Genomic DNA, 26,659 nt, shown 5'->3' with positions numbered 1-26,659 from the left:
GACAGACCGGCGACCGATGCGAACGCTCCTGATCCTGGCCGCGATCGCGACCGGGGTGATCGTGCTGTTCACGACCCTGAATGCCAAGGGACGGTGGGACTTCATCCTTGCTTTCCGCGGCACGAAGATCCTGTCCATGGTGCTCGTCGCCCATGCGATCGCCGTGTCGACCGTGCTGTTCCAGACCGTGAGCCACAACCGGATCCTGACGCCCTCGATCATGGGCTTCGATGCGCTCTACGCGCTGATCCAGACCGGGCTGATCTTCGCCCTGGGGTCTGCCGGCGTGAGCGCCCTCGACCCGCGTCTGCTGTTCGGGGTCGAGGTTGCCGCCATGGTGGCGTTCTCGGGCCTGCTCTACCGGTGGCTCTTCTCCGGCAGCAGCCGCAGCCTTCACTTGCTCCTGCTCGTCGGCATCGTGTTCGGCGTGCTGTTCCGCAGCCTGTCGGGCTTCATGCAGCGGATCATCGATCCCAACGAGTTCGTGGTGCTGCAGGACCGGCTGTTCGCCAATTTCAACAGCGTCGACGGGAACCTGCTGACCATCTCGGCCGCCGCGGTCGTTGCCGTGTCCGTGGTCGGGTGGCGCCTGATGCACGCTTACGACGTGCTGGCTCTCGGCCGCGAGACCGCGATCAATTTGGGCGTCGACCACGGCCGGGTGACCACCATCGTGCTCATCCTGGTGGCGGTGCTCGTGTCCGTGTCCACGGCTCTGGTCGGACCGGTGACCTTCTTCGGGCTCCTTGTGGCCAATCTCGCGTACCAGATCGCCGGAACGCACAAGCACCGCTTCGTCCTGCCGGTCGCCAGCCTGATCGCGGTCATCTGCATCGTCGGCGGACAGCTCGTCCTGGAGCGGATCTTCGCCTTCGACACGGCGCTCAGCATCGTCATCGAATTCTTGGGCGGGATCGTGTTCCTCGCCCTCCTGATCAAAGGAACGACCCGTTGATCGAGATCTCGAACGTCAGCAAGGCCTATGGCGACACCATCGTGGTGCGCGACATCTCGCTGAACCTGCCCCGCAGCGGCGTCACGTCCATCATCGGGCCCAACGGGGCCGGCAAGTCGACACTCCTGTCGATGATCAGCCGTCTTCTGCCTCTGAGCACCGGCACGGTGGCGGTCGACGGGCTCGACGTGACGCAGACCCCCTCGGACGTCCTGGCTAGGCGGCTGTCGATCCTGCGGCAGGACAACCGCGTGACGTCCCGCCTGACGGTCCGGGATCTCGTCGAGTTCGGCCGCTATCCATATTCCAAGGGCCGGCTCACGCAGAAGGACCGGGCCCTCGCGGCCAAGGCCATCGGATATCTGGATCTCGAGCCGCTGGCCGACCGCTTCCTCGACGAGTTGTCCGGCGGCCAGCGCCAGCGGGCCTATGTGGCCATGGTGCTCTGCCAGGACACGGAATACGTGCTCTTCGACGAACCCCTCAACAACCTCGACATGAAGCACGCGGTCGGCATGATGAAGCTGCTGCGGCGGGCCGCCGACGACCTGGGCAAAACCATCGTCCTCGTGCTTCACGACATCAACTTCGCGTCCTGCTACTCGGACTACCTCGTCGCCATGCGCGACGGCGCCGTCGTCCGCCACGGCAGACCGGCCGACATCATGACGAGCGATGTCATCCGCGCGGTCTACGACATGGATGTCGAGGTGCAGGAGGTCCGCGGCTACAGGATCTCGAATTATTACCTGTGAGCCCGGGACGGTACCCGGCCTATCGAGCGTACAAAGCTCCAGTTTGGTGTAGACTGCGTGGGACCGTGGAGGCCTCGACCGCATGCCCAACCGCCTGATCGCAGACCGCGAACGCTTCGCGGCGCTCCATCCCGAACGGCGGATCCTCATCGGCGGCCGGGACTGGGGATACGTTGAGGCCGGCGACAGCGGCCCTGCGCTGCTGCTCATCCCGGGCACGCTCGGCCGCGGCGACATCTTCTGGCAACCCATCGAGGCGCTGAAGGACCGCGCCCGCATCGTTGCCGTCACCTTTCCGGCGAGCGGCGGCGTGATCGAGTGGGTGGGCGATCTCGCCGAGCTGTGCAGCCGGCTCGGCCACGACCGGGTCACCGTGCTCGGCTCGTCCCTCGGCGGTTACGTGGCGCAGTACTTCGCTGCAGCCCATCCGCACCTCGCCGAGCGTCTGATCGCCGCCAATACGCTCCATTCCGTCGCCGATGTCGGGTCCCGACCACCCTACTCCTCGGACCTCGACCATGCGCCCATCGAGGAGATCCGCGCCGGGTTCGGCCGCGGCCTCGGCGCCTGGCGCGAGAGACATCCCGAACAGACTGAACTGATCGACCTCCTGATGGCCGAAGTCGAGGGACGCATCCCTGAGCCGGAACTGCGCACGCGGCTGAATGCGTTGAAGCGCGGACCCGAACTGCCCCCGCTCGACCTGCCGTGCGACCGGATCGCGACGATCGAAGCCGCCGATGACCCGCTGATCCCACAGCCCATGCGCGACGCGGTGCGGGCGCGGTTGAAGCCATCGGTCGCCTATTGCTTCGAGTGGGGTGGACACTTTCCCTATGTCGTGCGACCGGAACTCTATGTCTCACTGCTCGAGGAGCAACTCGGCCTCCCTGTCACGGGCGACGGCTGGGACAACGGGGAATGGCGCTCACGATGATCGTACTTTCCGACAGGGACGTTCGGTCCCTCCTGCCGATGGCCGACGCCATCGAGATCGTTGAAAAGGCGATGATCGCCGTGTCCGCCGGGGCCGCCAACCTGCCGCTTCGGTCGGTGGTCGACGTGGGAGAGCCCAACAGGATGGGCGTCATGCCGGGCGCCCTCCTGCCGGGTCACGGACAGACCGAGGCGTGTTTCGGCGTCAAGCTCGTGAGCCTGTTTCCGGGCAATCCGGACGCCGGATTTTCGTCGCACCAGGGCGCGATCGTCCTGTTCGAGCCAGAGCACGGCTCGGCGATCGCCATGATGAATGCCGGCCTCCTGACGGCGATCCGCACGGCCGCCGCCAGCGCTGTTGCGACGCGGGCGTTGGCCCGGCCGGATTCCAGCACTCTCGCAATGATCGGAGCCGGCGAGCAGGCCGAGCACCATCTCGAGGCCATGCTCTGCGTGCGGCCCTCAATCCGGCACGTTCGGGTCGCCGGGCGCCGGCGCGAGAAGGCTGAGGCCTTCGCGGCCCATGCTGCGGAACGCCACCCCGGCGTCACGATCGAGGTCTTCGACGATGTCCGCTCGGCCGTCGGAAGCGCTGACCTCGTCTGCACGGTCACGTCGTCGTCGGAGCCGGTCCTGATGGGCGGGTGGGTGGCACCGGGCACCCATCTGAACGTGGTCGGCGCTTCGATCCCGTCGAAGCGCGAGATCGACGAGGAGATGGTGGCGCGTTCGCGGCTCTTCGTCGACTACCGCGCCTCCACCTTCGCCCAGGCCGGCGAGGTCATTCGGGCGATCGAGAGCGGCCGCATCGGACGCGACCACGTCCTGGCCGAGATCGGCGAGGTTCTCGCCGGCAAGGCAGCCGGCCGCGGTTCGGCCGACGACATCACGCTCTACCGCTCCCTCGGCATCGCCGCCCAGGACCTCGCCTGCGCGGGTCACTGCTGGCGTGAGGCGAGAGCCCGAGGCCTGGGCGTCGAGGCATCTCTCGATTGAGCGTCGCTACCGCTGGCGGTCCCACACGAGAGCCGCCAGGGGCATGACGTGGTTGCGCCTCAGGGTGATGATGAGCACGCCGCAGAGCGCGATGCCGGTGCCGATCGCCATCCGCAGATCGAAATGGTCGCCCGTGATGAGGATCCCCATGCCCACGGTCATCAGCGGGTTCATGATCGTCAGCGGCGCGATCAGGTTGGCCGGATACTTGCCGATCAGCCCGTAATAGATGGTGTGCGCCACGAGCGACACGATCAGGGCGGAGAACAGCAGGGCCGCCAGGAAGGCCCAGCCGGCATTCGTGGCCTTGAGAAACTGATTGGCTTCGAGCCCGGCCGACAGGAAGGTCAGCGGCAGCACGGAGGCGAGGCCGATCCAGGCCTGGAAGCGCAGCGGCTTCACGCCCTCCATCTGCTTCATCAGAACGGCCGCCAGCGAGCCCGCCGCGGCGGAGCCCAGAATGAGCGCGAGCCCTCCGGAAATGGGAAAGCCGCCCGCGGGATCCCACATGACGAGGACGCCCCCGATGAACGTGAGCGCGATGCCCAGGCCTCGCCTCCAGTAGACCTTTTCCCCGAGCAAGATGACCGACAGGAGCGTGGTGATCGGCAGGCCGAGCTGCGACACGATGGCGGCGCTCGAGGGGCTCGCCGTCCTGATGCCAAGGAAGAAGAGCGCGAATCCGCCGCCTCCCATCAGGAACCCGACCAGAAGGATGCGCCAGGTCGGACGCGGCATGGGCAGGAGCCAGGGCAGCGCCAGCATGGCGACGATCCCATAACGGATGGCCGCGTAGAACAGCGGCGGGATCGCCATGTCCGTCACGACGATCTTGCTTACCACCGTATGAGCCGCCCACAGCAGGCAGACCAGGATCATCAGGGAGAAATCACGCAGGGTCATGATGATGGATAACGTGGCCCCGGGCTTCGCCACAAATGCCGGTTCGGTAGGGCTGGCATGTCCTTCCGGGTTGGGGACGTTCACCCCACGGCAACGATTCCGCAGCCGGATCTCCCCCACGTCGGAACCTGCCCGAACATCCTCTCCTTCATCATCACCGGCCCTGTGCCGGTGATCTCGATCCGGAAGGCGCGGCACGCTTCGTATCGGGATGACCGGGACAAGCCCGGCCATGGCGGCGCGGATCGGTACACGAGGCCCGTCGGCCCCTGCCTCTCGATCCCGGACCGAGCCTCACCCGACATGATCCCAGATGTCGTCCTGCGGCTCATAGCCGATGAGCCGGCGGGTGGTCTCGATGTCCCAGGGCATGCCGCGATTCGCCGACATGCCGTTCACCACGATGCCGGGCTGCGCCCAGGATCCGGCGTCGGCGAGGAGCGCCCGCTCCATGACGGCCGTGAAGTCCCGGTTCGAGAGCCACATGTTGCGGAACCAGCGCAGATCCCGCTCCGTGTCCGGACCGACGTTCGGCTCCTCACCGGGCAGGCCGGACGTGTTGATCGTCTCCGGCCGGTTCTCCCCCGGCTGGCACCAGCCGATCCGCACGCAGACGGCGGTCAAAGCGCCGTTCGAGCGATGCGCCTCGGCCAGGCAGGCGCGCTCGCCCATCAGCTTGGACGCCGCATAGGCCGTGCCCTGGAGCATCTCCCGACCGTTGAACCAGCGCGTTCCGGGCCCCGGCTGCAGGGACGTCGTCAGACTGCCGGGCGTTAAAGTGTCGGCGAGAGGCGCATCCTTGTACTGCCCCATCACGTGGTTCGACGAGGCGAACACGATCCGCCGCAGGCCTGCCCGTCCGGCCGCTCCAAGCAGGGCCAGGGTCATGTCGAAGGACGCGCAGGCATCGCTCCAGGGCGCATCCGGATAGGGGTTCTGCGCGGAGAAATGCACAGCAGCATCGATCCCGGCCAAAGCTCGATGCCATTGCGTGTCAGAGGGATCGGCAAGGTTGCCTGCGACCCATTGCACCCGGTCCTCGGAGGGGGGCGCTGCAGGCACCGAGCGATCGAGCGCGACGATCCGCTCGCACCATTCCTGTGTCAGGAGATGCGCGATGAGCTTCCGGCCGAGATTGCCGCCCGCGCCCGTGATGAGGACCGAGCGGACTGGTTTTGAGGACGTCATGATCGAGCGGACCCTCCGGGATGGTCGAACGTCAGTATCGCGCTGCGGCGTCCGCGTGTCACCAATTGGTCACCGAGCCGTCCCGCCGCCTCAGATGCGGCGCCTCCCAGAACTCGAAGCTCTGGCGGGCGATCAGTTCCTCGTTCACCTCGATTCCGAGACCGGGCGCATCGGACACGATGTAATGCGCTCCCGCGAGCCGCGGCTGGACCGGGAAGAACTCCGAGTTGTCGAAGCCGAGATGCGTCTCCGCCGGGCTCGCACGGGTTTCGAGCCAGGAGAAGTTCGGCACCGCCGCCGAGAAATGGATGGTCGCGGCCGTGCAGACGGGCCCGAGCGGATTATGCGGCATCATGTCGACGTAGTGCGTCTCGCTCCAGGCGGCGACCTTCATCGACTCGGTCAGGCCGCCGACATTGCATACGTCGAGGCGGTTATACTGGTGGATGTCGCGCTCGATATAGGGTTGGAACTGCCACTTCGAGGCGAATTCCTCGCCGATGGCGAAGGGGATGTCGGTGAGGCGGCGCAGCGCTTCATAGGAACCCGGCGACTCGTCACGGATCGGCTCCTCGAGGAAGTCGAGGGTGCCGGACGGCATCTTCTGGCAGAAGCTCGCGGCTTCCGCGACGCTGAGGCGGTGGTGGTAGTCGATGCCGAGAACGACATCGTCGCCGAGCGCCTCCCGGGCCTTCACGCACCATTTCGCCGTGGCGGCGATGTGCTCGCGCGGCTCGTAGATGTCCTTGTTCTCATGGCCCGCGGGCGAGAGCCGCATGGCCGTCCAGCCGTGCTCGACGAGCATCTGCGCCTGTTCGATCATGGCCGGGCCGGGCTCCGCGAAGGTGGTCGCGAAGGTCGGGATCCGGTCTCGCTGCTTGCCGCCGAGCAGCTCGTAGACCGGCACCTCGAGGGCTTTGCCCTTGATGTCATGAAGCGCGATGTCGATGGCCGAGATCGCCGCCTGCAGCACGCGGCCGCCCTCGAAATACTGGCTGCGGTACATCTCCTGCCACAGGGCCCCGATCCTGAACGGATCGCGCCCGCGCAGGAACTCGGCGTAGTGTTCGAGCGCGCCGACGACGGCCTTCTCGCGGCCGGACAGGCCGCTCTCGCCCCATCCGAAGATGCCCTCGTCGGTCTCGACCTTCACCAGAAGCTGGTTGCGGATGCCGACCTTGACGGCATAGCTCTTGATCGCGGTGATCTTCATCGTGTCCTCGGTTTACCAATGCCACAGGGTGCCGTCTTCGAGACGGTTCACCGGCAGATAGGCGCGCTGGTATGGGTATTTCTCGGCCAGTCTCTCGTCGATGTCGACGCCATGGCCAATCGCCTCGCCGGGATGCAGGTAGCCGTCGGATAGGCTCCAGGCGCCCGGGAAAACCTCGAGGATCTCCGGCAGATAGCCGGAATATTCCTGGATGCCGAAATTGGGCACCCACAGGTCGAGATGCAGGTTGGCGCCGAGGCAGATCGGCGACATGTCCATGGCGCCGTGGCAGGCAGTGCGCACGTTGTAGACGCTGGCGAAATCCATGATGCGGCGCAGCGCCGTGACGCCGCCCGCATGCACGGTGGTCATGCGGATGTAGTCGATCAGCTGCTCCTCCATCAGAAGGCGCGCATCCCAGATGGTGTTGAACACCTCGCCGACCGCGAGGGGCGTCGTCGTGTGCTTGCGGATCAGCCGGAAGCCCTCCTGGTGCTCGGCCGCCATGGCGTCCTCAAGCCAGAACAGGCGTGCGAATTCCAGATCCTTGCCGAGCCGCGCGGCCTCGATCGGCGTGAGGCGGTGATGGGCGTCGTGCAGGAGCTCGACGTCCCAGCCATGGGCCTCGCGCACCGCCGTGAACAGCTCGGGCACGTAGCGCAGGTATTTCGACGTCGACCAGGTCTCCTCGTGCGGGACGGCGTCGTCGAGGGCGTTGTTCGTGACCGACTTCGCGCCCGTGCCGTAGACGTCCGGGAGCCCGGGGATGCCGACCTGGACGCGGATCGCCCTGTAGCCCTGCTCCTTGCGCCGTCCGACCGCCTCGACGGCCTCGGCGATGTCGCGGCCCTGGGCGTGGGTATAGCACAGCACCTTCTCGCGGCTCGCGCCGCCGAGGAGCTGATAGAGCGGCATGTTGGCCGCCTTGGCCTTGATGTCCCACAGCGCCGTATCGATGCCGGCGATCGCCGCCATGGTGACCGGGCCGCGGCGCCAGTAGGCGCCCCGGTAGAAGTACTGCCAGATGTCCTCGATGCGGCTCGGATCGCGACCGATCAGGAGCGGCGCGAGATGGTCCTTGAGGTAGGAGGCGACGGCGAGCTCCCGGCCGTTCAGCGTCGCGTCGCCGACCCCGGTCAGTCCCTCGTCGGTGACGATCTTGACCGTAACGAAGTTGCGCCCGGGCGAGCAGACGATGATTTTGACGTCGGTGATTTTCATCGGTTTATCCGTTGGCAGAAAGCGTGCGACCGGGTTCGTACCGGAAGCGGTTGTGCATGCGCCGATTGCTGGGATCGGGATGGGGAATGGCGGAGAGCAGCGCCCGCGTGTAGCCGTGCTCCGGATCGTTGACGACCTGGTCGGTGTCGCCCACCTCGACGATCTTGCCGCGATACATGACCGCGACGCGGTCGCACATGTAGCGGATCACCGACATGTCATGGGAAATGAACACGTAGGAGAGGCCGAGCTCGTCCTGCAGCTTCATCATGAGATCGAGCATCTGGGAGCGCAGCGAGACATCGAGCGCCGAGGTCGCCTCGTCGGCCACGATGAGGCGGGGTTTCAGCGCGATGGCCCGGGCGATGCCGATGCGCTGGCGCTGGCCGCCGGAGAAGGCGTGCGGATAGCGCTCGCGCCAGGCGGGCTCCAGCCCGACCTGCTGCATGAGGTCGGCGACACGCTCGTCGAGCGCCCTGCCCTTCACGCCGGCGATCTTGAGCGGCTCGGCGATGATCTGGCCGACGGTCTTGCGCGGGCTCAGCGACCCGACCGGGTCCTGGAAGATCATCCGGACCTCGCGGCGGACCTTCTCCAGGTCCGCCTTGTCGGCCGTGCGGATATCCACCGTCCGGCCGTCGGGGCGGCGGTAGTCGATGGCGCCTTCCTGCGCGTCGTAGATGCGCAGCAGGCAGCGCCCCATCGTGGTCTTGCCGGAACCGGACTCGCCCACGATGCCGAGCGTCTCGCCGGGCCGCACGGTCAGCGATACGTCGTCGACCGCTTTGACGCCCGACGGGAAGGTGAGCGAAAGGTTGCGCACCTCGAGCAGCGGCGGCGTCCCGGCCGGGATCGGACCGCGCGCCAGCCGGGCTTCCGCCTTCGTCTCCAGCTTGACGACCGACCCGATGAGCCGACGCGTATAGGCGTCCTGCGGGGCGTGGAAGATCTGCTCGACCGGTCCTCGCTCCATCACCTTGCCGCGATACATGACCAGGACCTCGTCGGCGATCTCGGCCACGACCCCCATGTCGTGGGTGATGAAGAGCACGGCCATGCCGTGGCTCTTCTGAAGCTTCTTGATGAGGTCGAGGATCTCGGCTTGCGTCGTGACGTCGAGCGCCGTGGTCGGCTCGTCGGCGATCAGCACCGACGGGTTGCAGGCGAGCGCCATGGCGATCATCACGCGCTGGCGCATGCCACCCGAGAACTCGAAGGTATAGCGGTCGATGGCCGATTCCGGACGCGGGATCTCGACCTGGCGCAGCAGCTCGAGGACGCGCTCGCGCTGCTCGTGCTTGGGCGTGCCGAAATGGATGCGCAGGGCCTCGCCGATCTGCGTGCCGATGCGGTGAACCGGCGAGAGTGAACTCATCGGCTCCTGGAAGATCATGGCGATCTCCTTGCCGCGCACGCCGCGGATCTCCCGGCCGCGCGGGTCGAGCTTGGCGAGGTCGGTCTTCGAGCCGTCGGGCCGGGTGAGCAGGATCGAGCCGCTCTCGATGCGGCCGGGCCGGTCGACGATCTGCAGGATCGACCGTGCCGTCACGGACTTGCCCGAGCCGGATTCGCCGACGACGCAGAGGGTCTGACCCCGCTTCAGGTCGAACGAGACCCCGTCCACCGCCTGGAAGAGGCCGGTGCGGGTCGGGAAGACCGTCTTCAGGTCCCTGACCTCCAGGATCGTGTCCATGGTCGTGCTCATGATACCGACTCGTAGGGATCGGCGGCATCGCGCAGGCCGTCGCCGAGGAAATTGAGGGCAAGGACCGAGATCACGATCGCGGTGGCCGGCGTGAACAGCAGCCACGGCGCCTGCGCAACCGCGCGGATGTTCTGCGCCTCCTGCAGGAGGACGCCCCAGGAGATGATCGGCGGCTGCAGGCCGATGCCCAGGAACGAGAGCGCCGTCTCGGCCAGGATCATCGACGGAATCGCGAGCGTCAGGGTGGCGATGATGTGGCTGATGAAGGATGGAACCAGATGGTGGAAGATGATGCCGATCTCGCTCATGCCGTCGAGGCGGGCGGCGATCACGAAATCTTCGTTCCTGAGCGACAGGAACTTGCCGCGCACCTCACGCGCGAGGCTCGTCCAGCCGATCAGCGAGACGATCAGCGTGATGACGAAATAGGTTCGCAGCGGCGGCCAGCCGACCGGAATCGCGGCTGCGAAGCCCATCCAGAGAGGAATGGTCGGGATGGAGCGCAGGAGTTCGATGAGGCGTTGGATCGCCAGATCGACCCAGCCGCCGAAGAAGCCCGAGATGCCCCCGATGGTCACCCCGAGGATCAGGCTGATGAAGACGCCCACGAGTCCGATGGAGAGCGAGATCTTGGCCCCGTGGACGACGCGCGAGAAGATGTCGCGTCCAAGCCGGTCGGCGCCGAAGACGTAGAGGCTGTCGCCGGGCTTCGGGTTCGCGAGGCCGAAGAGCTTGGTCTTCATCGGGATGAAGCCCAGGAGATAATAGGGCTGCTGCGCCGGCACGAAGAACGAGACCGGGAGCGGCTTCGTCGGATCGGGCGTGAACTCACGGCGCATCGACTCGGTGTTGAGCGTCATCTTGAGCTGGTTCACATGCGGCTGGAAGGAGCCGTTCGGGAACAGCGAGAGGCTTTGCGGCGGCGCGTAGGTGAAGCGCGAGTTCGTGGCGTTGGGATCGAGAGGCGCGATGAAGTCCGCGAAGGCCGCAACCAGATACATGAACACGATCACCACGAGGCTCAGAAGCGCGACCTTGTGCTTCTTGAACTTGAGCCAGAACAGGCGCCATTGGCCGGCGACGGCCATGTCCCGGCCGTGCAGGTCGAGCGACGTGGTGGTTTCGGGCGGAAGGCTGGTGATGTCGGTCATTGGAGCCGGATCCGCGGGTCTGTGATGGCGAGCAGGATGTCCGAGATCAGCGTGCCGATGATGGTGAGCACCGAGATCAGCAGGATCAGCGAGCCGGCGAGATACATGTCCTGGGCGAGCAGCGCCCGGAGCAGCAGCGGTCCCGTGGTCGGCAGGCTCATGACCACGGACACGATGATCTCGCCCGAGATGACGGCCGGCAGGATCCAGCCCAGGGTCGAGATCAGCGGGTTGAGGGCAAGGCGCACGGGATAACGCAGCAGGAGCTCCAGCTCCGACATGCCCTTGGCCCGGGCCGTGGTGACATAGGGCTTGGAGAGCTCGTCGAGCAGGTTGGCCCGCATGATCCGCACGAGCGCCGCGAGCGACCCGAGGCCGATCACGATCACCGGCAGCCAGACATGCTGGGCGAAGTCCACCAGTTTCCCGAAGCTCCAGGGAGCATCGACGTAATCGGGCGAGAACAGCCCGCCGACGCTCTGACCGAACCAGGCGGACATGATGTACATGGCCGAGAGCGCCATCAGGAAGTCGGGCACGGCCAGGAAGAAGAAGGCCAGGAAGGTCGCCGCATAGTCGGAAATCGAGTACTGGCGCACCGCCGACAGGATCCCGATCGGGATGGCGATCGCCCAGACGAAGCAGAGCGTCAGCACCGAGAGCAGCAGCGAGAAGCCCAGCCTGTTCCAGATGAGTTCAGTGACCGGCTTGCCGAGCTCGAACGAGATGCCGAAATCGCCCCTCGTCAAAATCCCGGCGATCCACTTGTAATATTGGAAGTAGATCGGCTGATCGAGGCCGTAGCGCTCGCGCATGGCCGCGACCGTGCCGGCTTCCACGGCGCCGCCCTGGCTGGCCCAGTCGGCCATGAGGGTCGTGAGATAGTCGCCCGGCGGGAGCTGGATGATGATGAAGGCCACGATGGAGACGGCGAACAGCGTCGGAATCGCGAACACCATTCGCTTGGCAATGTAGCGAAGCATGAACCTGACCGTTCGATGGAATCGAAGAGGGTTCCGGCGGCAGCGAACCTGCCGCCGGAACCGGACGGCGCCTTACTTGGCCGGCTTGTCGAAATACCACTGGGTCAGCGTCGGAGCCGGGTGCCAGAGGTTGCCGGTGATCGGAATGCCGTTGACGACGTTCTTCAGGTTGTTCGACGTCATCATGTATTTCGGCATGGGCCGCGAGATGCCGATGTTGAGGAAGTTGTCGGCCGACAGATTGAGGAACTCCTTCATCTTCTGGCGGCGGTCGTCGTCCGTGACGGCGGCGTTCACCTTGTCATAGGCGGCCATCAGGGCCTTGATCGATTCCGGCGGCTCCTCGCCTGTGGCGTGGTTCGAATACCACTCGCTCCACTTCATGGCGAAGAAGATGTCGGCCTTCTGGAACGGCATGTAGCAGCGCGGGTCCGTGTAGACCTCGGAGAGGCCGCCGACGCAGTTCCAGATATAGGCGTCCTGCTCGTTCGCCGACCACATGGTGTTGAGGCGTGCGCGGTCGGTGGTACGCAGCTGGATGTCAACGCCGACGTCCTTGGCATATTGCTGCACCATCTGCATCACGTCCGGGTAGGACAGGCCGAACACGTCCGCGACCATAAAGTTGATGGTGAAGCGCTTGCCCGTTTCATCGAGGCGGAAGCCTTCGGCGTCCTTCTTCGGCATGACCTTGTCGAGGATCTCGGCGGCGCGCTTGGGATCGTACTCGGTGTACTGCTTCGCCTCGCGCTCGTTGAAGAGCTCGTGCTCTGGCTGAACGGCCACCTGGGCCGGAGCGCCCTGCCCCACATAGACGAGATCGATGATCTCCTGCCGGTTGATGGCATGGCTGAGCGCGATGCGGAAATCCTTGTTCTGGAAGATCTTGCGCTTGACCGGATCGGTCGAGTTCAGGTTGAGCAGGAGGACCGCGTCGTTCGCCGGCAGGTCCTTCACGTCCACGAAATGGTAGTTGCCGGTCTTCTGGCCGTCGAAGAGCACAGACTTGAAGGTGGAGTTGTTGATGTGGCGGAATGCGAAATCGAACTCGCCCGAGGTCATCTTGAGCGCCATGAGCTGCGGGTCGTCGAGCTTCGCCCAGGTGATGCCGTCGATGTAGGGGAGCTGGTTACCGGCCGTATCGACCTTCCAGTAATAGGGGTTGCGGGTCGCGACCACGCGCTCGCTGTCCGCGTAGGGAACCGTCAGCACCCAGGGATTGAGAGTGGGCAGCGCGAGGTTCTGCCAATAGGGCGGCTGGAAGGTCAGCGAAACCTTGGAATTGAACAGCGCCACCCAGTCTCCGGCCGCCGGATTGGCCTTCAGCAGCGCCGGGATGCCTTCCTTGTTGTACTTCTCGTGGAACTGGCTGAGGTAGTGCTTGGGATAGATGACGGGCAGATGGCCCTGGCCGTAGGCGAGCTGCTGCAGGAAGAGCCCGTAGGGCGACTCGAACTTGAACTCCACCGTCAGGTCGTCGATCTTGGTCACCTTCACGGGCTTGCCGGCCACCGTGAAGGTCGGGTTCTTGGCGGGCGACAACGCGTTGTTCATGAACACGTCTTCGTACCAGAACATGATGTCGTCGGTCGTGAAGGGCTTCCCGTCGCTCCACTTCAGGCCCTTGCGGAGCTTGAACGTGTAGGTGGTCGCATCGTCGGAGGCCTTGAACTCCTCGGCGAGCGACGGCATGACCTTCTTCCATTGCGGATCCCAGCGCACGAGCAGCTCGTTGGCGATGGTGCGGGTCAGGTTGTACTGGTCGCCGTTGGCGAGGATCGTGGTACGCAGGGTGCCGCCGTACTTGCCGACGCCCTCGACCATGGTTTCCACATAAGGATGTTCGGGAAGGCGGCTCGCGACGTCGGGCAGCTTTCCTGCCTTGACCTGCTCGTCGAGCATGGGAGCCTGCTTGTAATCCGCCGCCCCGGCCGGGGACAGCGCGCCCAAAAGCATGGCGCCCAGCAGACCCGTCGACATGACGAGGCCGGGCAGCTTGTGCGGATAGCCCATCGCGTTTTCTCCTCTTGGCCGGCTTTCCGCCGGTTTCCTCCCGAACGGCCGCCTTGGAGCTGCCGTACCGGGAGGCTTTCAAATCGTACATTATTTGTCAATGCGAATGTATCGTTTATGATGTTTCGTCCTTGGCAGAGCCAGGAAATGCGAATAAAGAAACATGGCCATGAGAACGATCGCCAGCATCCGACAAGCCGCCCCTGAGCGTGACGACGAGGAGTCCGGGTCTTCGGTCTACGACCGCCTGCGGGACGACATCATCCATGGGCGCGTCAAGCCGAACGAGCGCCTCAAGGTGTCCGAGCTGGCGACCCGCATGGGTACGTCGACCAACCCCGTCAGGGAGGCCCTGCAGCAGCTGCGCGGGGAAGGCTTCGTCATCATGACGCCGAACCGCGGCGCACGCGTACGGCCCATCGACGAGGATTTCGTGCGGGACATCTGCGAGATCGAGGTCCTCATCGAGCCGGCCCTGACCCGCTGGTTCGTCGGGATCGTCACGAAGGCCGAGATCGAGGAGCTGGAGCGCATTCAGGCGGAGATCGAGGCGCTGAACTTCGGCGACGAGATGAAGCACTCCAATCTCGACCTCCAATTCCACCAGCTCATGTACGACCGGCACTACAACCGCCATGCGGTCGACCTGTGGGTGCGCCACCGGCAGATCCTCTGGGCGATCAGCCGGCGCTTTCCCACGTCGCTCAGCCGCCAATCGAACGTTCTCGACGAGCATCGCGAGCTGATTGCCTGCATCAAGGCGCAGGATGCCGAAGGCGCCGCCCAGGTGATCGCCCGGCACGTGGGCGGGTCCGGCCGTCACATCATGGAACGCATGCGCCTCGCCCGCCTGTCCACGCCGACATGAAAAAGCCCAGGCTCCGGGGCGAACGGGCAGGATGCCTTCGCATCTCCGCCTCGCGCACTACGGGCCTGGGCTAATGGGGTCCAGACGGGCGCCTGCATCGTCAGGCAAGCGCAGGAACGGACCATGCCGGAGTACATCCGTCCTGGCACGGTCCCATCGACGCTGGCGGTGACGCCCGCCGCTGTCGAAGTCCACAACAATGTCCGCTGGGTCAGCCTGATATGGGGATCGGATCGCCATCCGCAAGGGGCGCGGCGAACTCTTCTTCCAGGGTGGGTTCAAGCTCGGAAATCCGCCGCCTGGCCCGGCCCGCGGCCTCCTCGGCGTTCTTCTCCACATGCGCCGCCCGGTTGATCACCTGCAGGTTGGGCGCCCCCCAGAAGGAGAGCAGCGCCGGCCACGGCGTCGAGCGATGCTCGGACCAGATGGCGAAGAGCGGAACCCGGTGATCGACCTCGGCGGTCTTGAGCAGGCGGCGTCCGCTCGTCGCGCAGCGCCGCTGCTGGCGCAGCTTGAGGATCCGGAGGTGATCGGGCGGCGACGTCCAGAACTGCCAGGCGACCACGCAGGCGGCGTGCCAGGTGGCGTTGCGGTTCGGCTTGCCGTCATCCCAGAGGTCGCGATGCCAGCCCAGCCGGTAGACCGGCTGCCCGCACACGCAGCAATGCCCCGGTCCCCGGGCGAAGGCTGCTTCCCGATACGGCGCCGGCGGCGCGCGGAAGGACAGCGGCAGCCCGGTGTCCTTGTCGGAGCCGAGACGCCATTGCCAACCGGCCGGCTGGCCGCTCCGGGCCGCGAGCGCCCGGGCGAGCCGGTCGGCCAGGAGCGGGCGATGGCGCCAGTAGGATTCCACGGCGCGGCGCTGGGTCGGCGGAATCAGCGGCTGCCGCAGCGCGTGTGACAGGACGCAGGCGGGAAAGAGCGCCGAGAGGCGCTTCTCGAGTCGCGCCCTCGCCTTCTGGTTCTTCTCGTCTCGCCAGGTCGACATGCGGATGGCCGTCTCGTGTGAATCGCCACCCGTCTGTAGCGGCAAGACGCGTCGAGGTGAATATGGGCATTGCGCTTTGCCGCTCCCGCCATAAGCTCACGCAATACGAGCAAGAGACCCGCTGGGAGAGACGCCAATGAAAGCCCTACGCTGCGACGAGCCCGGACGCCTGAGCGTGATCCAGCGGGATGTCCCGAGCGCAGGCCCAGGCGAGGTGCTGGTGCGCATCCGGCGGGTCGGGATCTGCGGAACCGATTATCACATCGTCCAGGGCAACCAGCCCTACCTCGAATACCCGCGGGTGATCGGCCACGAGCTTGCGGGCGAGATCGCCGAGGCACCGAGCGGCAGCGCGTTCAAGACCGGCGACATCGTCTGCATCGAGCCCTACCTGTATTGCGGCACGTGCCGCGCGTGCCGCCAGGGCAAGACCAATTGCTGCCAGCACCTGCAGGTGCTCGGCGTGCATCGCGACGGCGGTGCCTGCGAGTACATCGCCGTGCCGGAGCGCAACGTGGTGCCGGTGACGGGCCTCGGCCTGGACGAGGCCGCCATGGTCGAATTCCTGGCGATCGGCGCTCACGGCGTGCGGCGTTCGGGAGCGGGCCCCGGAAGCCGCGTCGCCGTGGTGGGGGCCGGCCCGATCGGAATCGCGGCGGCGATCTTCGCGAAGGCCCGCGGGGCCGAGATTTCGGTGCTCGACATGAATGCCCTGCGGCTCGCCTTCTGCCGCGACGAGCTCGGCGTCGACCACGTGGTGGAGGTGTCGCCCGATGTAGGCGACCGCCTCAAGGCGATCACCGACGGCGACTTCTTCGATGTCGTCATCGACGCGACCGGGAACCCGAACGCGATGATGAAGGGCTTCTCCTATGTCGGCCACGGGGGCACCTACGTGCTGCTGTCGATCGTGCGCGCCGACATCACGTTCAACGACCCGGAATTCCACAAGCGCGAGACGTCGCTGCTCGGCAGCCGCAATGCCACGCGGCAGGATTTCGAGACCGTGCTGGACGTCATGCTCGGCGGCGGCGTGCCGACGGCCGCGCTGGCGAGCCACCGCGGCGGCCTCGACGACGCGCCGGGGCTCATTCCCCTGTGGTCGGCTCCCGAAGCCGGGGTCATCAAGGCGCTGGTCGAGATCTAGCGCATCGTGCGGAAAAGTGGATCCGGCTGTCCGCGCCCGATGATCCGCTCATTCAGAAAGAAGCATCGGACCCAAAAGTGCAAGTCCACTTTTGGGTCCGATGCTTTAGCCGGTCGCAGGAGATCAGGCCGGGTCCTTGAAGATCCGGCACTTAGGCGGATCGAACTCGAACGGGACCTTGCCCTTGGGGGCGAAGAACTCGTCGAACGCCTGCTTGACGCCGGGCCAGTGCGGATAATCGTCGCCGATGAGCACGCCGCCGGGCCGGATCATCGGCCACCATTCGCGCAGGTCCGACGTGACCGCGTGCTCGTCATGGCCGCCATCGATGTGGACCACGTCCGGCCGGACGTCGTTGTGCTTCAGCACATGCACGGCATTCACCGAGTCGAGCGGCAGGGGCAGCACGTAATCCTGCAGGCCTTCCCCGACGATGTTGGCCGCGAAGGTGTGGTAGAGCGCCGGATAGCCGTTGATGAAGTTCAGGTGTGCGAACCACTCGTCGTTGTTCCAGTGATCCCAGGCGCCGAGCCAGGTATCGACCGCGATCACGACCCCGTCGAGCTCCAGCGCCTTCATGGTCGAGGCGAGCGAGATGACCGAACCGCCCTTCCAGACCCCCACCTCGACCACCACCGACGGCCGCAGCGTCTCGATCGCGTCGGTCAGGTAGGGGTGCTGCGAGCCCCAGCCCTGCTGGTCCTGCCGGTACAGCCGGGCCGGAAAGTTCCGGAACGGATCCTGACCGCGCCACATCCGGTTCACCAGCGCCTCGCGGATCTGCGTCATTCCAGGCCTCGCTCCTCATGGATGGTGGGCATCCTGCCCTGCAGGAACAACAGCGTTCCTCCCGACAAGGTTCAGGAAGACCGGACGAGACGGTTGCACCCCGCTGCTCAACACCGAGGCAGTCTGCCTTCAGAACGGGCGCATGGCGCATAGCAAGAAAGCGTTTACCATTATAGCATGCGAACAGTGCATATCGATCATGCCGATAATCGGTCTTTTGCGGCGCACAAAAACATCCATATTACCTATACCAAAGTATGAGACACGGCTTCGTGGCTCGACCCACCGCCCGGCCGACCAGGCCCCTCGCTCAGGAGACCATGATGATCATCGTCAGCTTCCTTCGCCTCTTCCGCAGCATCCTGTCGGAGGCCCGCCAGATGCAGCGCGAGGCGGCTCGTCGTCACCCCGGGCTCGACTGGTAATCCGGAGAGCCGGAACACCCCTTACGGAGATACATCCATGATCACGTCCATGATCCTCGCCCGCCTCGCCTCCTGGCGCCGCTACCGCCAGACCTTCCGCGAACTCGAAGCGCTCAACGACCGCGAACTGGCGGATCTCGGCCTCGGTCGCCGCGACATCCGCGTCGTCGCCCGCCAGGCTTCCCGCTAGTCTCCGCCTCGGGGACCCTGGTCCCTGGCGCGGGGCTGCGCCTAGGCGGCCTGCGCGACGCCCTGGCAGAGGAAGCCGACCGGCCGCGGTGCGCCGTCGAGGTAATAGTGCTCGATGCGGCGGATCGTGAATCCGGCCTCGTCGAGAAGCTGCTGGACGGGACGGGTCAGGTTGCAGCCGACCGCCAGCCGGCGCCAGATCGGATTGAGCCGGTGCTGCCAGGTCGCCACGCCGGCATCGCTCGAGAGGCCGTGCTCCAGAAACAGCACGCGGCCATCGGGCTTCAGAACGCGCCGCACCTCGCGCAGTGCCTGGGCTGGATCCTCCACCGAGCACAGAGTATAGGTGATCACCGCCGTATCGATGATGCCGTCCGCGAGCGGCAGCGCCTCGGCCGGGGCCCGGATGACCTCGAGGGGAACCGGTGAATGGCGGCGGCGCTCGCGGCCCAGGTTCAGGAACTCCGCCATGGGATCGACCCCGATCACGCGGATCACGCGGGCCGGGTCGTAGAGCGGCAGGTTCAGCCCCGGACCGATCCCGATCTCCAGCACGACGCCCGAGGCCTGCGGAACGACCTTCTCGCGCTCGGCCGTGATGCCCTCCATCCCGCACAGGCAGCTGACGAAGCGCGGGCCGATGTGACGTGCATAGAACCCCATTTCGAGGTCTCCTGTTCGAAAAAATGGAAAAGCGCCGCTTGTCCTATCCATACCCCGCGCGCACAGGGGGATCTGTGAGCCAGCGCACGCCGTCTCGCAGCCGCGAATTGAGCAGAAGGGCGCCACACTCCGTCGACAGAAGCGCGCCCGGTTATCCCTAATTTAACCAAGCCGTCGTCTAATCAGGCTCGTGAAGATATTGCTTCACGCATGAACGCCCCGACCCGTCCGGCATCCGTTTCGCCGCCATCCCGGGCTCGACGCCGATCATGCGCAATCGAGTTGTTGCGTAGAGTTCGCCATGTTGCACACCTCCTATCCGTCGGGCGGCCGCGCCCCCCGCAGCCCGCGCAGAAAGCGGCGCAATCTCCTTCCGACGGCGGCTCTTGTGGCGATCTCGATGAGCCCTCTCGCCTACTTCGTCGATTTCGCCCGCCAGAGCGATGCGCCGGCGGTCGGACCCGTGAGCAGCGTCGCCGCCCCTGACACGGCTCGGGTGGCGGCCGTGGCGAACCTCGATCCGGCGCTGGTCAGCCCGACGCCTTTGATCACCACCGAGGCGCATCGCTTCGCCCGCAACACGCCGCTGCCGGCTGAGTTCGCAGCGCCCGTGCAGCGCCAGGCAAGCCTTGCGCCGGTCGCTCCCCCGCCGCCGGCGGGGCCCGCCCAGCCGGCACCGGTCCAGGATGTGGCGGAAGCCGTTCAGCCCGCGCCGGTCCCTCCGTCCGCACCCGTGCCGTTGCCCGTGCCGCGCCCGGCCGACCTGTTCCCCGCCAGGCCCGCGGCGGCCACCCAGATGGCGAACGCGCCGGTTCGCGCCCCGATGACGCAACGGGCCGCGATCGCCGCCAGCGCATCGGCCGCCGCACCCGCCGACACCCGCTCCTTCATTGAGAAATTCTTCGGCATCAAGCCCGCCTCCCCGCCGGCGGATGCGCTCAGCTACGCGTCCCTCGACAACGGCACCGGCAGCATCGCGCCGACATCGCGCTTCGTTCCCGCACCCGAGACCGGCGGCGGCACCGCCGTCTACGACATCAGCGCCCAGGTGGTGATCATGCCCAACGGCGAAAGGCTGGAGGCCCATTCCGGCCTTGGTGACATGATGGACAATCCGCGCCACGTGAACGTGCGGATGAGGGGCGCGACGCCGCCGGGCACCTACATGGTCACCGAACGCGAGGCGCTGTTCCACGGGGTGCGCGCGCTTCGCCTCACGCCGGTCGGCGGCAGCGCCGCCATCTACGGCCGCGACGGCATTCTCGCCCATACCTATATGCTCGGTCCGCGCGGCGACTCGAACGGCTGCGTGTCCTTCAGGAATTACGACCGCTTCCTGCAGGCCTACCTGCGCGGCGAGGTGAAGCGGCTGATCGTCACCGCCGGGCGCGGGCAGGATCTCGTGCCTCCTCTCGCCGCCAGGAGCCGCACGGCCCGGCGCTCCGACCGGGCGATTTGACGACGACCATCGTCGGTCTGTCATCGCATTGTATGGCCGGCACAAAGCCGGCCATGACGCGGGAAGGGTGTCGATGGCGCTGCTGCTCCCTCCATGACCCGCCGGGATCGGCCCACCCTACCCCCAATGGATCGTCTACCTCCGAAGGTTCGGCCGTCTGGCATTGCGCGGTCCTGCACCTAGTTCATGATCGCCCCCGCCGACCGGGGACGGCGCGACGGGGGTTTGCGAATGATGATGGAATGGGCTGTGTCGCGTCATGTGCTTCGACCCGTGCTCGCCGTCGCGGCTCTTCTTGGAGTGCTCTCGAGCATTGCACCGTCGCACGCGCAGGGCGCCGGCTATCTCGTTCCGGCACCCGCGAAGGACGCCGTGCAGGCCAAGCCGAAATACGAATGCGACGCGCCGGACGCACCGGTGATCACCCTCGATACCCAGAGCAAATACCGGCAGGACGACGCCCGGCGCGCGACCATCGACGAGGAGGCCGAGGAGGCCTATTCCGAGGCCGTCGAGCCCCTGCGCGCCTACGGCAAGACTTTGGCGCGGATCGCCAACGCCTATGTGAAATCCACCCCGAAGAACACGGCCGCCGCGGCCTGCGCGCTCACCTGGCTCGATCACTGGGCTTCGGCGAAGGCCATGACCGACCTGCGCTCCCGGCAGGCGCATTTCAATCTGGGCCAAGCGCTCGCCGGCTTTGCGCTGGCCTATCTGCAGATCCGCAACGCGCCCGGCCTCGACGACGAGCAGAAGAAGCGCGTCGAAGGCTGGCTCAAGGCGCTGGGCCGGCAGATCGCCGACGCGAAGGACGTGGGCAAGGGCGTTTCGGGCCGGAACAATCACCGGTACTGGGCGGGCCTGAGCGCCACGGCCGCCGGGATCGCCAGCGGCGACAGGCGGCTGACCGAGTGGGGCCTCGACAGCTCCCGGATCGGCCTCGCGCAGGTCACGCCCGACGGCACGCTCCCGCTCGAGATCAACCGCGGCAAGCGCGCCCGGGACTACCATGTCTTCGCCGTCGAGCCGCTGGTCGCCACCGCGGAGCTCGCGCACAGCCAGGGCGTCGATCTCTACGCGGAGCATGGCGGCGCCCTGTCGCGCCTCGTCAACCGCGTGGTGGAGTCGCTGGACGATCCGGCCTTCTTCGAGAAGGCCACGGGCACCCCGCAGGAGCCCTATTCCGGGGACGGCACCGTGCCACCGCATCGCATCGCGTGGCTCGAGATCCACGAGAACCGGCATCCCTCCCCGAAGGCCGCGGCGATCCTGAGCGCGAAACGCCCCGTCGCGTCCAGCGGCATCGGCGGCAACACGACGCTGCTGTTCCACGACGAGGATTGAGCGGGGTTCTGAGCGCAGGTTGATCCCGCACCTCCGGGCCGGCACTCCTCTCCCGTCTTCCCGCGGCCGTCCCGCCACCCTCGGCCCGTAATGGTACCCTCCCCTCGTCCCGACACCCTCCGTCCGTCCTGACACCCTCTGCCTGTCGCGCCCCCCTCCTCCCGTGTCATGGCCGGGCTTGTCCCGGCCATCCCGCTGCGGCGAGGCGAGGCGCGGCGCTCTTCCTCGCCACCTTCCGTCCGTCCTGACACCCTCACGTCATGGCCGGGCTTGTCCCGGCCATCCCGATGCGGAAGAGCAGTGTGCCTTACGGGTCGGGATCACCGGCACAGGGCCGGTGATGACGTGGGAGTGGTGGACAGGTGTGGGTGCGATGATGTTCCACCTTTGTTCTTGACAATCCTCCTAACCTGAGCTATATCATTACTCAGATCGGTTCCGACGAGGGGCGCGCTCGAGGCGTTCGCAGCGGAGGGAACCGGCACGGTCCTGCGACAGGCTTCGCAAACCTGGGCGCGCAGGAGGCCGACCTTGGGTTCTGCCCAGCTGGTCCGCCTGAAAAGAACCGTGCGCGAGGGGCGGTCCTGCTCTTCCATCCCACCCATAGCATCGAGCCGGGCCGCCACTCGCGCCACCCTCGATCATCCTGCAGGCTCGCAGCGCAAGCTGCGGGCCCGCTGGTGCTGGCTCTTTGACATCAGCATCGCCGCAGCCGTCCTGAGATCCTCTCACGTCATGGCCGGCCTTGTGCCGGCCATCCCGATCCGGAAGAGCGCCGCACCTCAGACAATCGAGATCGCCGGGACAAACCCGGCGATGACGGAGAAAGGATCAAGGCGGGCCCAAGGATCCGCTTGGTCGACACCTGCCGTTTCTGTGCTCGACAAGCAGGCCGACCTGATGAAGATAGGGTCAGGCGGAACAAGCGGGGAATGCGGGCCGAATGCGACGATCGGGACACGATGACTGCGTCATGGCCTCGGCCCTGGACGGCGGCCCCGCATGCGGGGCCGATCCGGCTCACCCGGATGGCGTGTCGCCCATGACGGGCGTGCGGAGGGCGTATCCGCGCGCTCTCGCCTCCTGCGCCCGCCACCTTGTGGCTCTGGCGGTCGCCCTCGGCCTGAGCGGTTGCGCCAGCAACAAGGGCGCCCTCCTGCCCGTGGCCGCGACGGTGCCCGGCGCGAGCACGGTGGACATGCTGGTCGCCACCACGCGGATGCGGGCCAGCGACCCGCAGGAATTCTATTCCGGCGGCCGCGGTCCCGAACTGTCCTTCGCCGAGTTCACGGTCTCCATCCCGCCGGCGGCCAACCGCACGCCGGGCGAGGTGCAATGGCCGCAGCGGAACCCCGGCAACCCCGCAACCGATTTCGTGACCCTCAAGGCCGATGTGATCGACCGGAAACAGGCGACCACCTGGTTTCACCGCACCGTTCGCACCGTGCCGCAGCGGCGCGTGCTGGTGTTCATCCACGGCTTCAACAACCGCTTCGACGACGCGGTCTTCCGCTTCGCCCAGATCGTGCACGATGCCGGAACCCCCGTCGTGCCCGTGCTGTTCACCTGGCCGTCCCGCGGCAGCATCCTGGCCTATGGCTACGACCGCGAGAGCAACACCTATTCCCGCAACGCCCTCGAGACCACCCTGAGGACATTGGCCAGCGATCCGGCGGTCGGCGAGATCTCGATCCTGGCGCATTCCATGGGCAACTGGGTCACCCTCGAGGCTCTGCGCCAGATGGCGATCCGCGATGGGCGCGTCGCCCCTAAGATCCGCAACGTGCTGCTGGCCGCGCCGGACGTGGATGTCGACCTGTTCCGCGAGGCCGTCGTGGACATGGGCCGGTCCCGCCCGAACTTCACCCTGTTCGTCTCCCAGGACGACCGGGCCCTGGCGGTCTCCCGCCGCCTCTGGGGCGATGCGGTGCGGCTCGGGGCGATCGATCCGGATCAGGAGCCCTATCGCAGCGAGCTCGAGACGTCAGGCATCACGGTCCTGAACCTGTCGAAGCTCAGGACCGGCGATCCCCTGAATCACTCGAAGTTCGCCGAAAGCCCGGAGGTCGTTCGCATCATCGGGCGCGAGTTGGCCGAAGGCCAGACCCTGACGGATTCCCGCGTCGGCGTCGGCGACCGGATCATCCAGGTCACGGCGGGCGCCGCGGCTGCCGTGGGCACCGCCGCAGGCCTCGCGGTCTCGGCCCCAGTGGCGGTCGTCGACCCGCGAACGCGCGAGAATTTCCAGGGTCACGTGGAGGGGCTCGGCCAGGCGGTCTCGGGAACGCTCACTCCTTGAGGATATCGGGTCAGGGGCGCGCCGATTCGGGCGCGGCCTCCTCCTGCAGGTCCAACAGGGTTCCGGCATTGGGGCAGTACGCGGCATAATGGGCGGGCGCTCGCTCGTGTTCGAGATCCTGCCGGCACCGGACCGCCGCCGTGCATCCCGAGCAGGTCAGGCTCATGTCGCGCATCAAGGCCGAGTGGATGCGCCTGATCCGGTCGGGATCGAGCGACAGAGCCTCCATGAGACGCGGCAGCTCCTCCGCCGCCCCGGGATCGCGTGCGGCCAGGAGCGGCAGCATGTCGGCCGAAACCCCGATGTCGCGAGCCAGCGCGTCCCTCTGGTCCCGATCGAGGGACTCGAGTTCATGCCGCTGCCTCCAGGTCTCCCGCCATCGCTTGATCGCCGCTCCCGGATCCATGATCGCCTCCATGCTGACCGAAGCCTATCGGATCGGCCCGCCCCGGCATTGATCGAGCGCAATTCGCCCGGGCCATTGCGAAGTGCGGCTTGGACGTGCGGCTTGGAGGCGCAAGGAAGCACCGGTCCCATTGCGGCCCGGACGCCCTTTCGGCATACCGTCCGTGCAGCAAGAGGGTGAATCGACGCCATGGAGCCGGGAATGAGCAGGGTCGTCTGCATCGGCGGAGCGGCCGTGGACCGCAAGTACCGCGCCTTGGCCACCATCCGCCCCGGCACGTCGAACCCCGTCGTGGCGGAGCGCTCGTTCGGCGGCGTCGCGCGCAACGTCGCCGAGAACATCGCCAGGCTGGGAACCCAGGTCTCGCTGGTGTCGATCGTGGGCGATGACGCCAACGGCCATGCTCTGATCGAGGACCTGAAGCGCCTCGACATCGACACCGGGCACGTGACCGTCTCGGAATCACACGCGACCGCCGAATACGTGGCCGTGCTGCAGCCCGACGGAGAACTGGCCGTCGGGCTTGCCCATATGGCGGTCTTCGACACGATCTCCCCGGCCCTGCTGCGCGCGATCGAGCCCCAACTCGGATCGGGCTGGATCTTCGCCGACTGCAACCTGCCGGCCGAGACCCTGAACGACCTCATCGGCCTTGCGCGGCAAAGAGCCCTCATGCTCGCTCTCGATGCCGTCTCGACCCCGAAGGTGATGCGCCTGCCGCCGGACCTGAACGGCGTCGGCATGGTCTTCCTCAATCTCGACGAGGCGCGGGTCTATCTCAACCGCCCTGAGGTGGCGCCGGAAGCCGCGGCGGAAGCCCTGCTCGCCCGGGGAGCGGAACAGGTCGTCCTGACCCTCGGGGACAAGGGCCTCGTCGCGGCGGATTCCTTCGGGATCCGGAAGGTCGCCGCGCTCAAGGCTAGGATCGTCGACGCCACGGGAGCGGGAGACGCGCTGATCGCCGCCACGCTCGTGGCCATGCTGAAGGACATGCCGTTAGACCAAGCGGCGCAGCTCGGCGCCGTCGCCGCGGCCTTGACCGTCGAAAGCCCGGTGAGCGTCCGGCCGGATCTGTCGCTCGCCTTGCTGGAATCCACATTGTCCCTTAGAGCCGGTTCGGTTGTGGAACGGGAGCCCTCATGACGAATGACACCGCCAAGCGCTTTCTCGACATCGCTCCCGAGGTCCAGGCCACCCTGGCTGCGGGCGGACCGGTCGTCGCGCTCGAATCCACCATCATCACCCATGGCATGCCCCATCCTCAGAACGTGGCCACGGCCCGCGACGTGGAGGCGGTCGTGCGCGACAACGGCGCCGTCCCGGCCACCATCGCGATCATCAATGGGCGCATCAAGGTCGGGCTGTCGGACGCGGAGCTCGACTGGCTCGGCACGGCCAGGGACGTGATGAAGTTGAGCCGCGCCGATCTTCCCTATGCCGTCTCGTCCGGACGGCAGGGAGCCACCACGGTGGCCGCGACCATGATCTGCGCAAGGCTCGCTGGCATCCGGGTCTTCGCGACCGGCGGCATCGGCGGGGTTCATCAGGGCGTCGAGGACACCATGGACATCTCGGCCGATCTGGACGAGCTGGCCCGGACCCCCGTGGCGGTGATCTGCGCCGGTGCGAAGGCCATTCTCGATCTGCCACGGACCCTCGAATATCTCGAGACCCGCGGCGTGCCCGTGGTCGGCTACCGGACGGACCGCTTCCCGGCCTTCTGGAGCCGGGCCAGCGACCTGCCTGTTCCCCTACGGGTCGATTCGCCCGACGCCCTGGCGGACCTCATTCGCACCAAGGAGGCGCTTGGTATCGAAGGCGGCGTGCTCGTGGCCAACCCCGTTCCGGATGCCGATGAAATCCCGGCAGGCGCGATGAAGACCTTCATCGACGCGGCCGTCGCCGAAGCGAAGGCGCGGGGCGTGACCGGCAAGGCCGTGACGCCGTTCCTCCTGTCTCACCTGTTCGAGGTGACGGGCGGCCGAAGTCTCGCCACGAACATCGCGCTGGTGAAGAACAACGCGGCACTGGCCGCGCAGCTTGCCGCAGCCCTGACGCGCTGA

Annotated in this window: 25 protein-coding genes; 13 read left to right on the top strand and 12 right to left on the bottom strand. The window is 66.6% G+C overall.

Annotated elements, in window-relative coordinates:
- Positions 1 to 16: 16 nt before the first annotated feature.
- The 4 genes from HPT29_RS10005 to HPT29_RS09990 all read left to right on the top strand — a co-directional run bounded on the left by HPT29_RS10005 (position 17) and on the right by HPT29_RS09990 (position 3,642).
- Positions 17 to 955 (top strand): iron chelate uptake ABC transporter family permease subunit, encoded by a 939-nt coding sequence (locus HPT29_RS10005; RefSeq protein ID WP_173946544.1) that lies wholly within the window; start codon positions 17 to 19, stop codon positions 953 to 955.
- Positions 952 to 1,710, top strand: coding sequence for an iron ABC transporter ATP-binding protein (locus tag HPT29_RS10000; RefSeq protein ID WP_173946543.1), 759 nt, complete (start codon positions 952 to 954; stop codon positions 1,708 to 1,710). The genes HPT29_RS10005 and HPT29_RS10000 overlap by 4 nt, the downstream gene beginning before the upstream one ends.
- Positions 1,711 to 1,792: 82 nt before the next feature.
- Entirely contained in the window at positions 1,793 to 2,647 is an 855-nt protein-coding gene (locus HPT29_RS09995) for an alpha/beta fold hydrolase (RefSeq protein ID WP_173946542.1), read from the top strand.
- The gene (locus tag HPT29_RS09990) at positions 2,632 to 3,642 is read left to right on the top strand and encodes an ornithine cyclodeaminase family protein (protein ID WP_259060531.1); all 1,011 of its coding nucleotides are present in this window, start codon (positions 2,632 to 2,634) and stop codon (positions 3,640 to 3,642) included. The genes HPT29_RS09995 and HPT29_RS09990 overlap by 16 nt, the downstream gene beginning before the upstream one ends.
- 6 nt (positions 3,643 to 3,648) lie before the next feature.
- Here HPT29_RS09990 and HPT29_RS09985 read toward each other — a convergent pair whose 3' ends face one another.
- From HPT29_RS09985 to HPT29_RS09950, 8 genes are all read right to left on the bottom strand, one after another.
- The gene (locus tag HPT29_RS09985; protein ID WP_173946541.1) at positions 3,649 to 4,545 is read right to left on the bottom strand and encodes a DMT family transporter; all 897 of its coding nucleotides are present in this window, start codon (positions 4,543 to 4,545) and stop codon (positions 3,649 to 3,651) included.
- A gap of 294 nt (positions 4,546 to 4,839) precedes the next feature.
- A complete protein-coding gene (locus HPT29_RS09980) occupies positions 4,840 to 5,733 on the bottom strand; it encodes an NAD-dependent epimerase/dehydratase family protein (RefSeq protein WP_173946540.1) in 894 nt (297 codons plus the stop codon).
- Between the two features lie 58 nt (positions 5,734 to 5,791).
- Positions 5,792 to 6,946, bottom strand: coding sequence for a mandelate racemase/muconate lactonizing enzyme family protein (locus HPT29_RS09975; RefSeq protein WP_173946539.1), 1,155 nt, complete (start codon positions 6,944 to 6,946; stop codon positions 5,792 to 5,794).
- A gap of 12 nt (positions 6,947 to 6,958) precedes the next feature.
- Positions 6,959 to 8,167 (bottom strand): D-mannonate dehydratase ManD, encoded by a 1,209-nt coding sequence (gene manD, locus HPT29_RS09970; RefSeq protein WP_173946538.1) that lies wholly within the window; start codon positions 8,165 to 8,167, stop codon positions 6,959 to 6,961.
- Positions 8,168 to 8,171: 4 nt separating this feature from the next.
- A complete protein-coding gene (locus tag HPT29_RS09965; RefSeq protein ID WP_173946537.1) occupies positions 8,172 to 9,872 on the bottom strand; it encodes an ABC transporter ATP-binding protein in 1,701 nt (566 codons plus the stop codon).
- The gene (locus HPT29_RS09960; protein ID WP_173946536.1) at positions 9,869 to 11,023 is read right to left on the bottom strand and encodes an ABC transporter permease; all 1,155 of its coding nucleotides are present in this window, start codon (positions 11,021 to 11,023) and stop codon (positions 9,869 to 9,871) included. The genes HPT29_RS09965 and HPT29_RS09960 overlap by 4 nt, the downstream gene beginning before the upstream one ends.
- The gene (locus HPT29_RS09955; RefSeq protein WP_173946535.1) at positions 11,020 to 12,006 is read right to left on the bottom strand and encodes an ABC transporter permease; all 987 of its coding nucleotides are present in this window, start codon (positions 12,004 to 12,006) and stop codon (positions 11,020 to 11,022) included. Before HPT29_RS09955 ends, HPT29_RS09960 begins: the two co-directional genes overlap by 4 nt.
- A 72-nt stretch (positions 12,007 to 12,078) precedes the next feature.
- Positions 12,079 to 14,019, bottom strand: a complete 1,941-nt coding sequence (locus HPT29_RS09950) for an ABC transporter substrate-binding protein (RefSeq protein WP_173946534.1) — start codon at positions 14,017 to 14,019, stop codon at positions 12,079 to 12,081.
- Positions 14,020 to 14,188: 169 nt separating this feature from the next.
- Between HPT29_RS09950 and HPT29_RS09945 the strand changes: the two genes are divergently transcribed.
- Positions 14,189 to 14,887 (top strand): GntR family transcriptional regulator, encoded by a 699-nt coding sequence (locus HPT29_RS09945; RefSeq protein WP_173946533.1) that lies wholly within the window; start codon positions 14,189 to 14,191, stop codon positions 14,885 to 14,887.
- A 211-nt stretch (positions 14,888 to 15,098) separates the two neighbouring features.
- Here the strand turns inward: HPT29_RS09945 and HPT29_RS09940 are convergent, their stop codons facing one another.
- Entirely contained in the window at positions 15,099 to 15,875 is a 777-nt protein-coding gene (locus HPT29_RS09940; protein WP_173946532.1) for a hypothetical protein, read from the bottom strand.
- Between the two features lie 136 nt (positions 15,876 to 16,011).
- On the opposite strand from HPT29_RS09940, the gene HPT29_RS09935 reads away from it, so the two are divergent.
- Positions 16,012 to 17,022: a zinc-binding alcohol dehydrogenase family protein gene (locus HPT29_RS09935; protein WP_173946531.1), complete on the top strand. Its 1,011-nt coding sequence runs from the start codon at positions 16,012 to 16,014 to the stop codon at positions 17,020 to 17,022.
- A gap of 123 nt (positions 17,023 to 17,145) precedes the next feature.
- Here the strand turns inward: HPT29_RS09935 and HPT29_RS09930 are convergent, their stop codons facing one another.
- Complete coding sequence (locus tag HPT29_RS09930) at positions 17,146 to 17,811, bottom strand: class I SAM-dependent methyltransferase (RefSeq protein ID WP_173946530.1); 666 nt, start codon at positions 17,809 to 17,811, stop codon at positions 17,146 to 17,148.
- A gap of 272 nt (positions 17,812 to 18,083) precedes the next feature.
- Between HPT29_RS09930 and HPT29_RS09925 the strand changes: the two genes are divergently transcribed.
- Together HPT29_RS09925 and HPT29_RS09920 are read left to right on the top strand one after the other, a co-directional pair.
- Complete coding sequence (locus HPT29_RS09925) at positions 18,084 to 18,236, top strand: hypothetical protein (protein WP_173946529.1); 153 nt, start codon at positions 18,084 to 18,086, stop codon at positions 18,234 to 18,236.
- 37 nt (positions 18,237 to 18,273) lie between these two features.
- Positions 18,274 to 18,426, top strand: coding sequence for a DUF1127 domain-containing protein (locus HPT29_RS09920; RefSeq protein WP_371823179.1), 153 nt, complete (start codon positions 18,274 to 18,276; stop codon positions 18,424 to 18,426).
- A 41-nt stretch (positions 18,427 to 18,467) separates the two neighbouring features.
- On the opposite strand, the gene HPT29_RS09915 is transcribed toward HPT29_RS09920, so the two are convergent.
- Entirely contained in the window at positions 18,468 to 19,088 is a 621-nt protein-coding gene (locus tag HPT29_RS09915) for a class I SAM-dependent methyltransferase (RefSeq protein WP_173946528.1), read from the bottom strand.
- 301 nt (positions 19,089 to 19,389) lie between these two features.
- On the opposite strand from HPT29_RS09915, the gene HPT29_RS09910 reads away from it, so the two are divergent.
- The 3 genes from HPT29_RS09910 (at position 19,390) to HPT29_RS09900 (ending at position 24,190) form a co-directional block, all read left to right on the top strand.
- A complete protein-coding gene (locus tag HPT29_RS09910) occupies positions 19,390 to 20,547 on the top strand; it encodes a DUF2778 domain-containing protein (RefSeq protein ID WP_173946527.1) in 1,158 nt (385 codons plus the stop codon).
- Positions 20,548 to 20,733: 186 nt separating this feature from the next.
- Positions 20,734 to 21,891, top strand: a complete 1,158-nt coding sequence (locus HPT29_RS09905) for an alginate lyase family protein (protein WP_173946526.1) — start codon at positions 20,734 to 20,736, stop codon at positions 21,889 to 21,891.
- Between the two features lie 1,042 nt (positions 21,892 to 22,933).
- Positions 22,934 to 24,190 carry an alpha/beta hydrolase gene (locus HPT29_RS09900; protein WP_173945502.1) on the top strand — a complete coding sequence of 419 codons (1,257 nt, stop codon included), beginning with the start codon at positions 22,934 to 22,936 and terminating at the stop codon, positions 24,188 to 24,190.
- Between the two features lie 10 nt (positions 24,191 to 24,200).
- Here the strand turns inward: HPT29_RS09900 and HPT29_RS09895 are convergent, their stop codons facing one another.
- Entirely contained in the window at positions 24,201 to 24,596 is a 396-nt protein-coding gene (locus HPT29_RS09895) for a DUF6455 family protein (RefSeq protein WP_173945500.1), read from the bottom strand.
- 201 nt (positions 24,597 to 24,797) lie between these two features.
- Here HPT29_RS09895 and HPT29_RS09890 point away from each other — a divergent pair, with 201 nt between their 5' ends.
- Both HPT29_RS09890 and HPT29_RS09885 read left to right on the top strand, forming a co-directional pair.
- Positions 24,798 to 25,739: a carbohydrate kinase family protein gene (locus tag HPT29_RS09890; protein WP_173945499.1), complete on the top strand. Its 942-nt coding sequence runs from the start codon at positions 24,798 to 24,800 to the stop codon at positions 25,737 to 25,739.
- Positions 25,736 to 26,659, top strand: a complete 924-nt coding sequence (locus HPT29_RS09885) for a pseudouridine-5'-phosphate glycosidase (RefSeq protein WP_173945498.1) — start codon at positions 25,736 to 25,738, stop codon at positions 26,657 to 26,659. Before HPT29_RS09890 ends, HPT29_RS09885 begins: the two co-directional genes overlap by 4 nt.

Origin of the sequence: Microvirga terrae, assembly GCF_013307435.2 — a bacterium.
Classification (GTDB): domain Bacteria; phylum Pseudomonadota; class Alphaproteobacteria; order Rhizobiales; family Beijerinckiaceae; genus Microvirga; species Microvirga terrae.
Note: the sequence above shows the minus strand (reverse complement) of the source record. Positions and strands in the feature narration are given on the sequence as shown.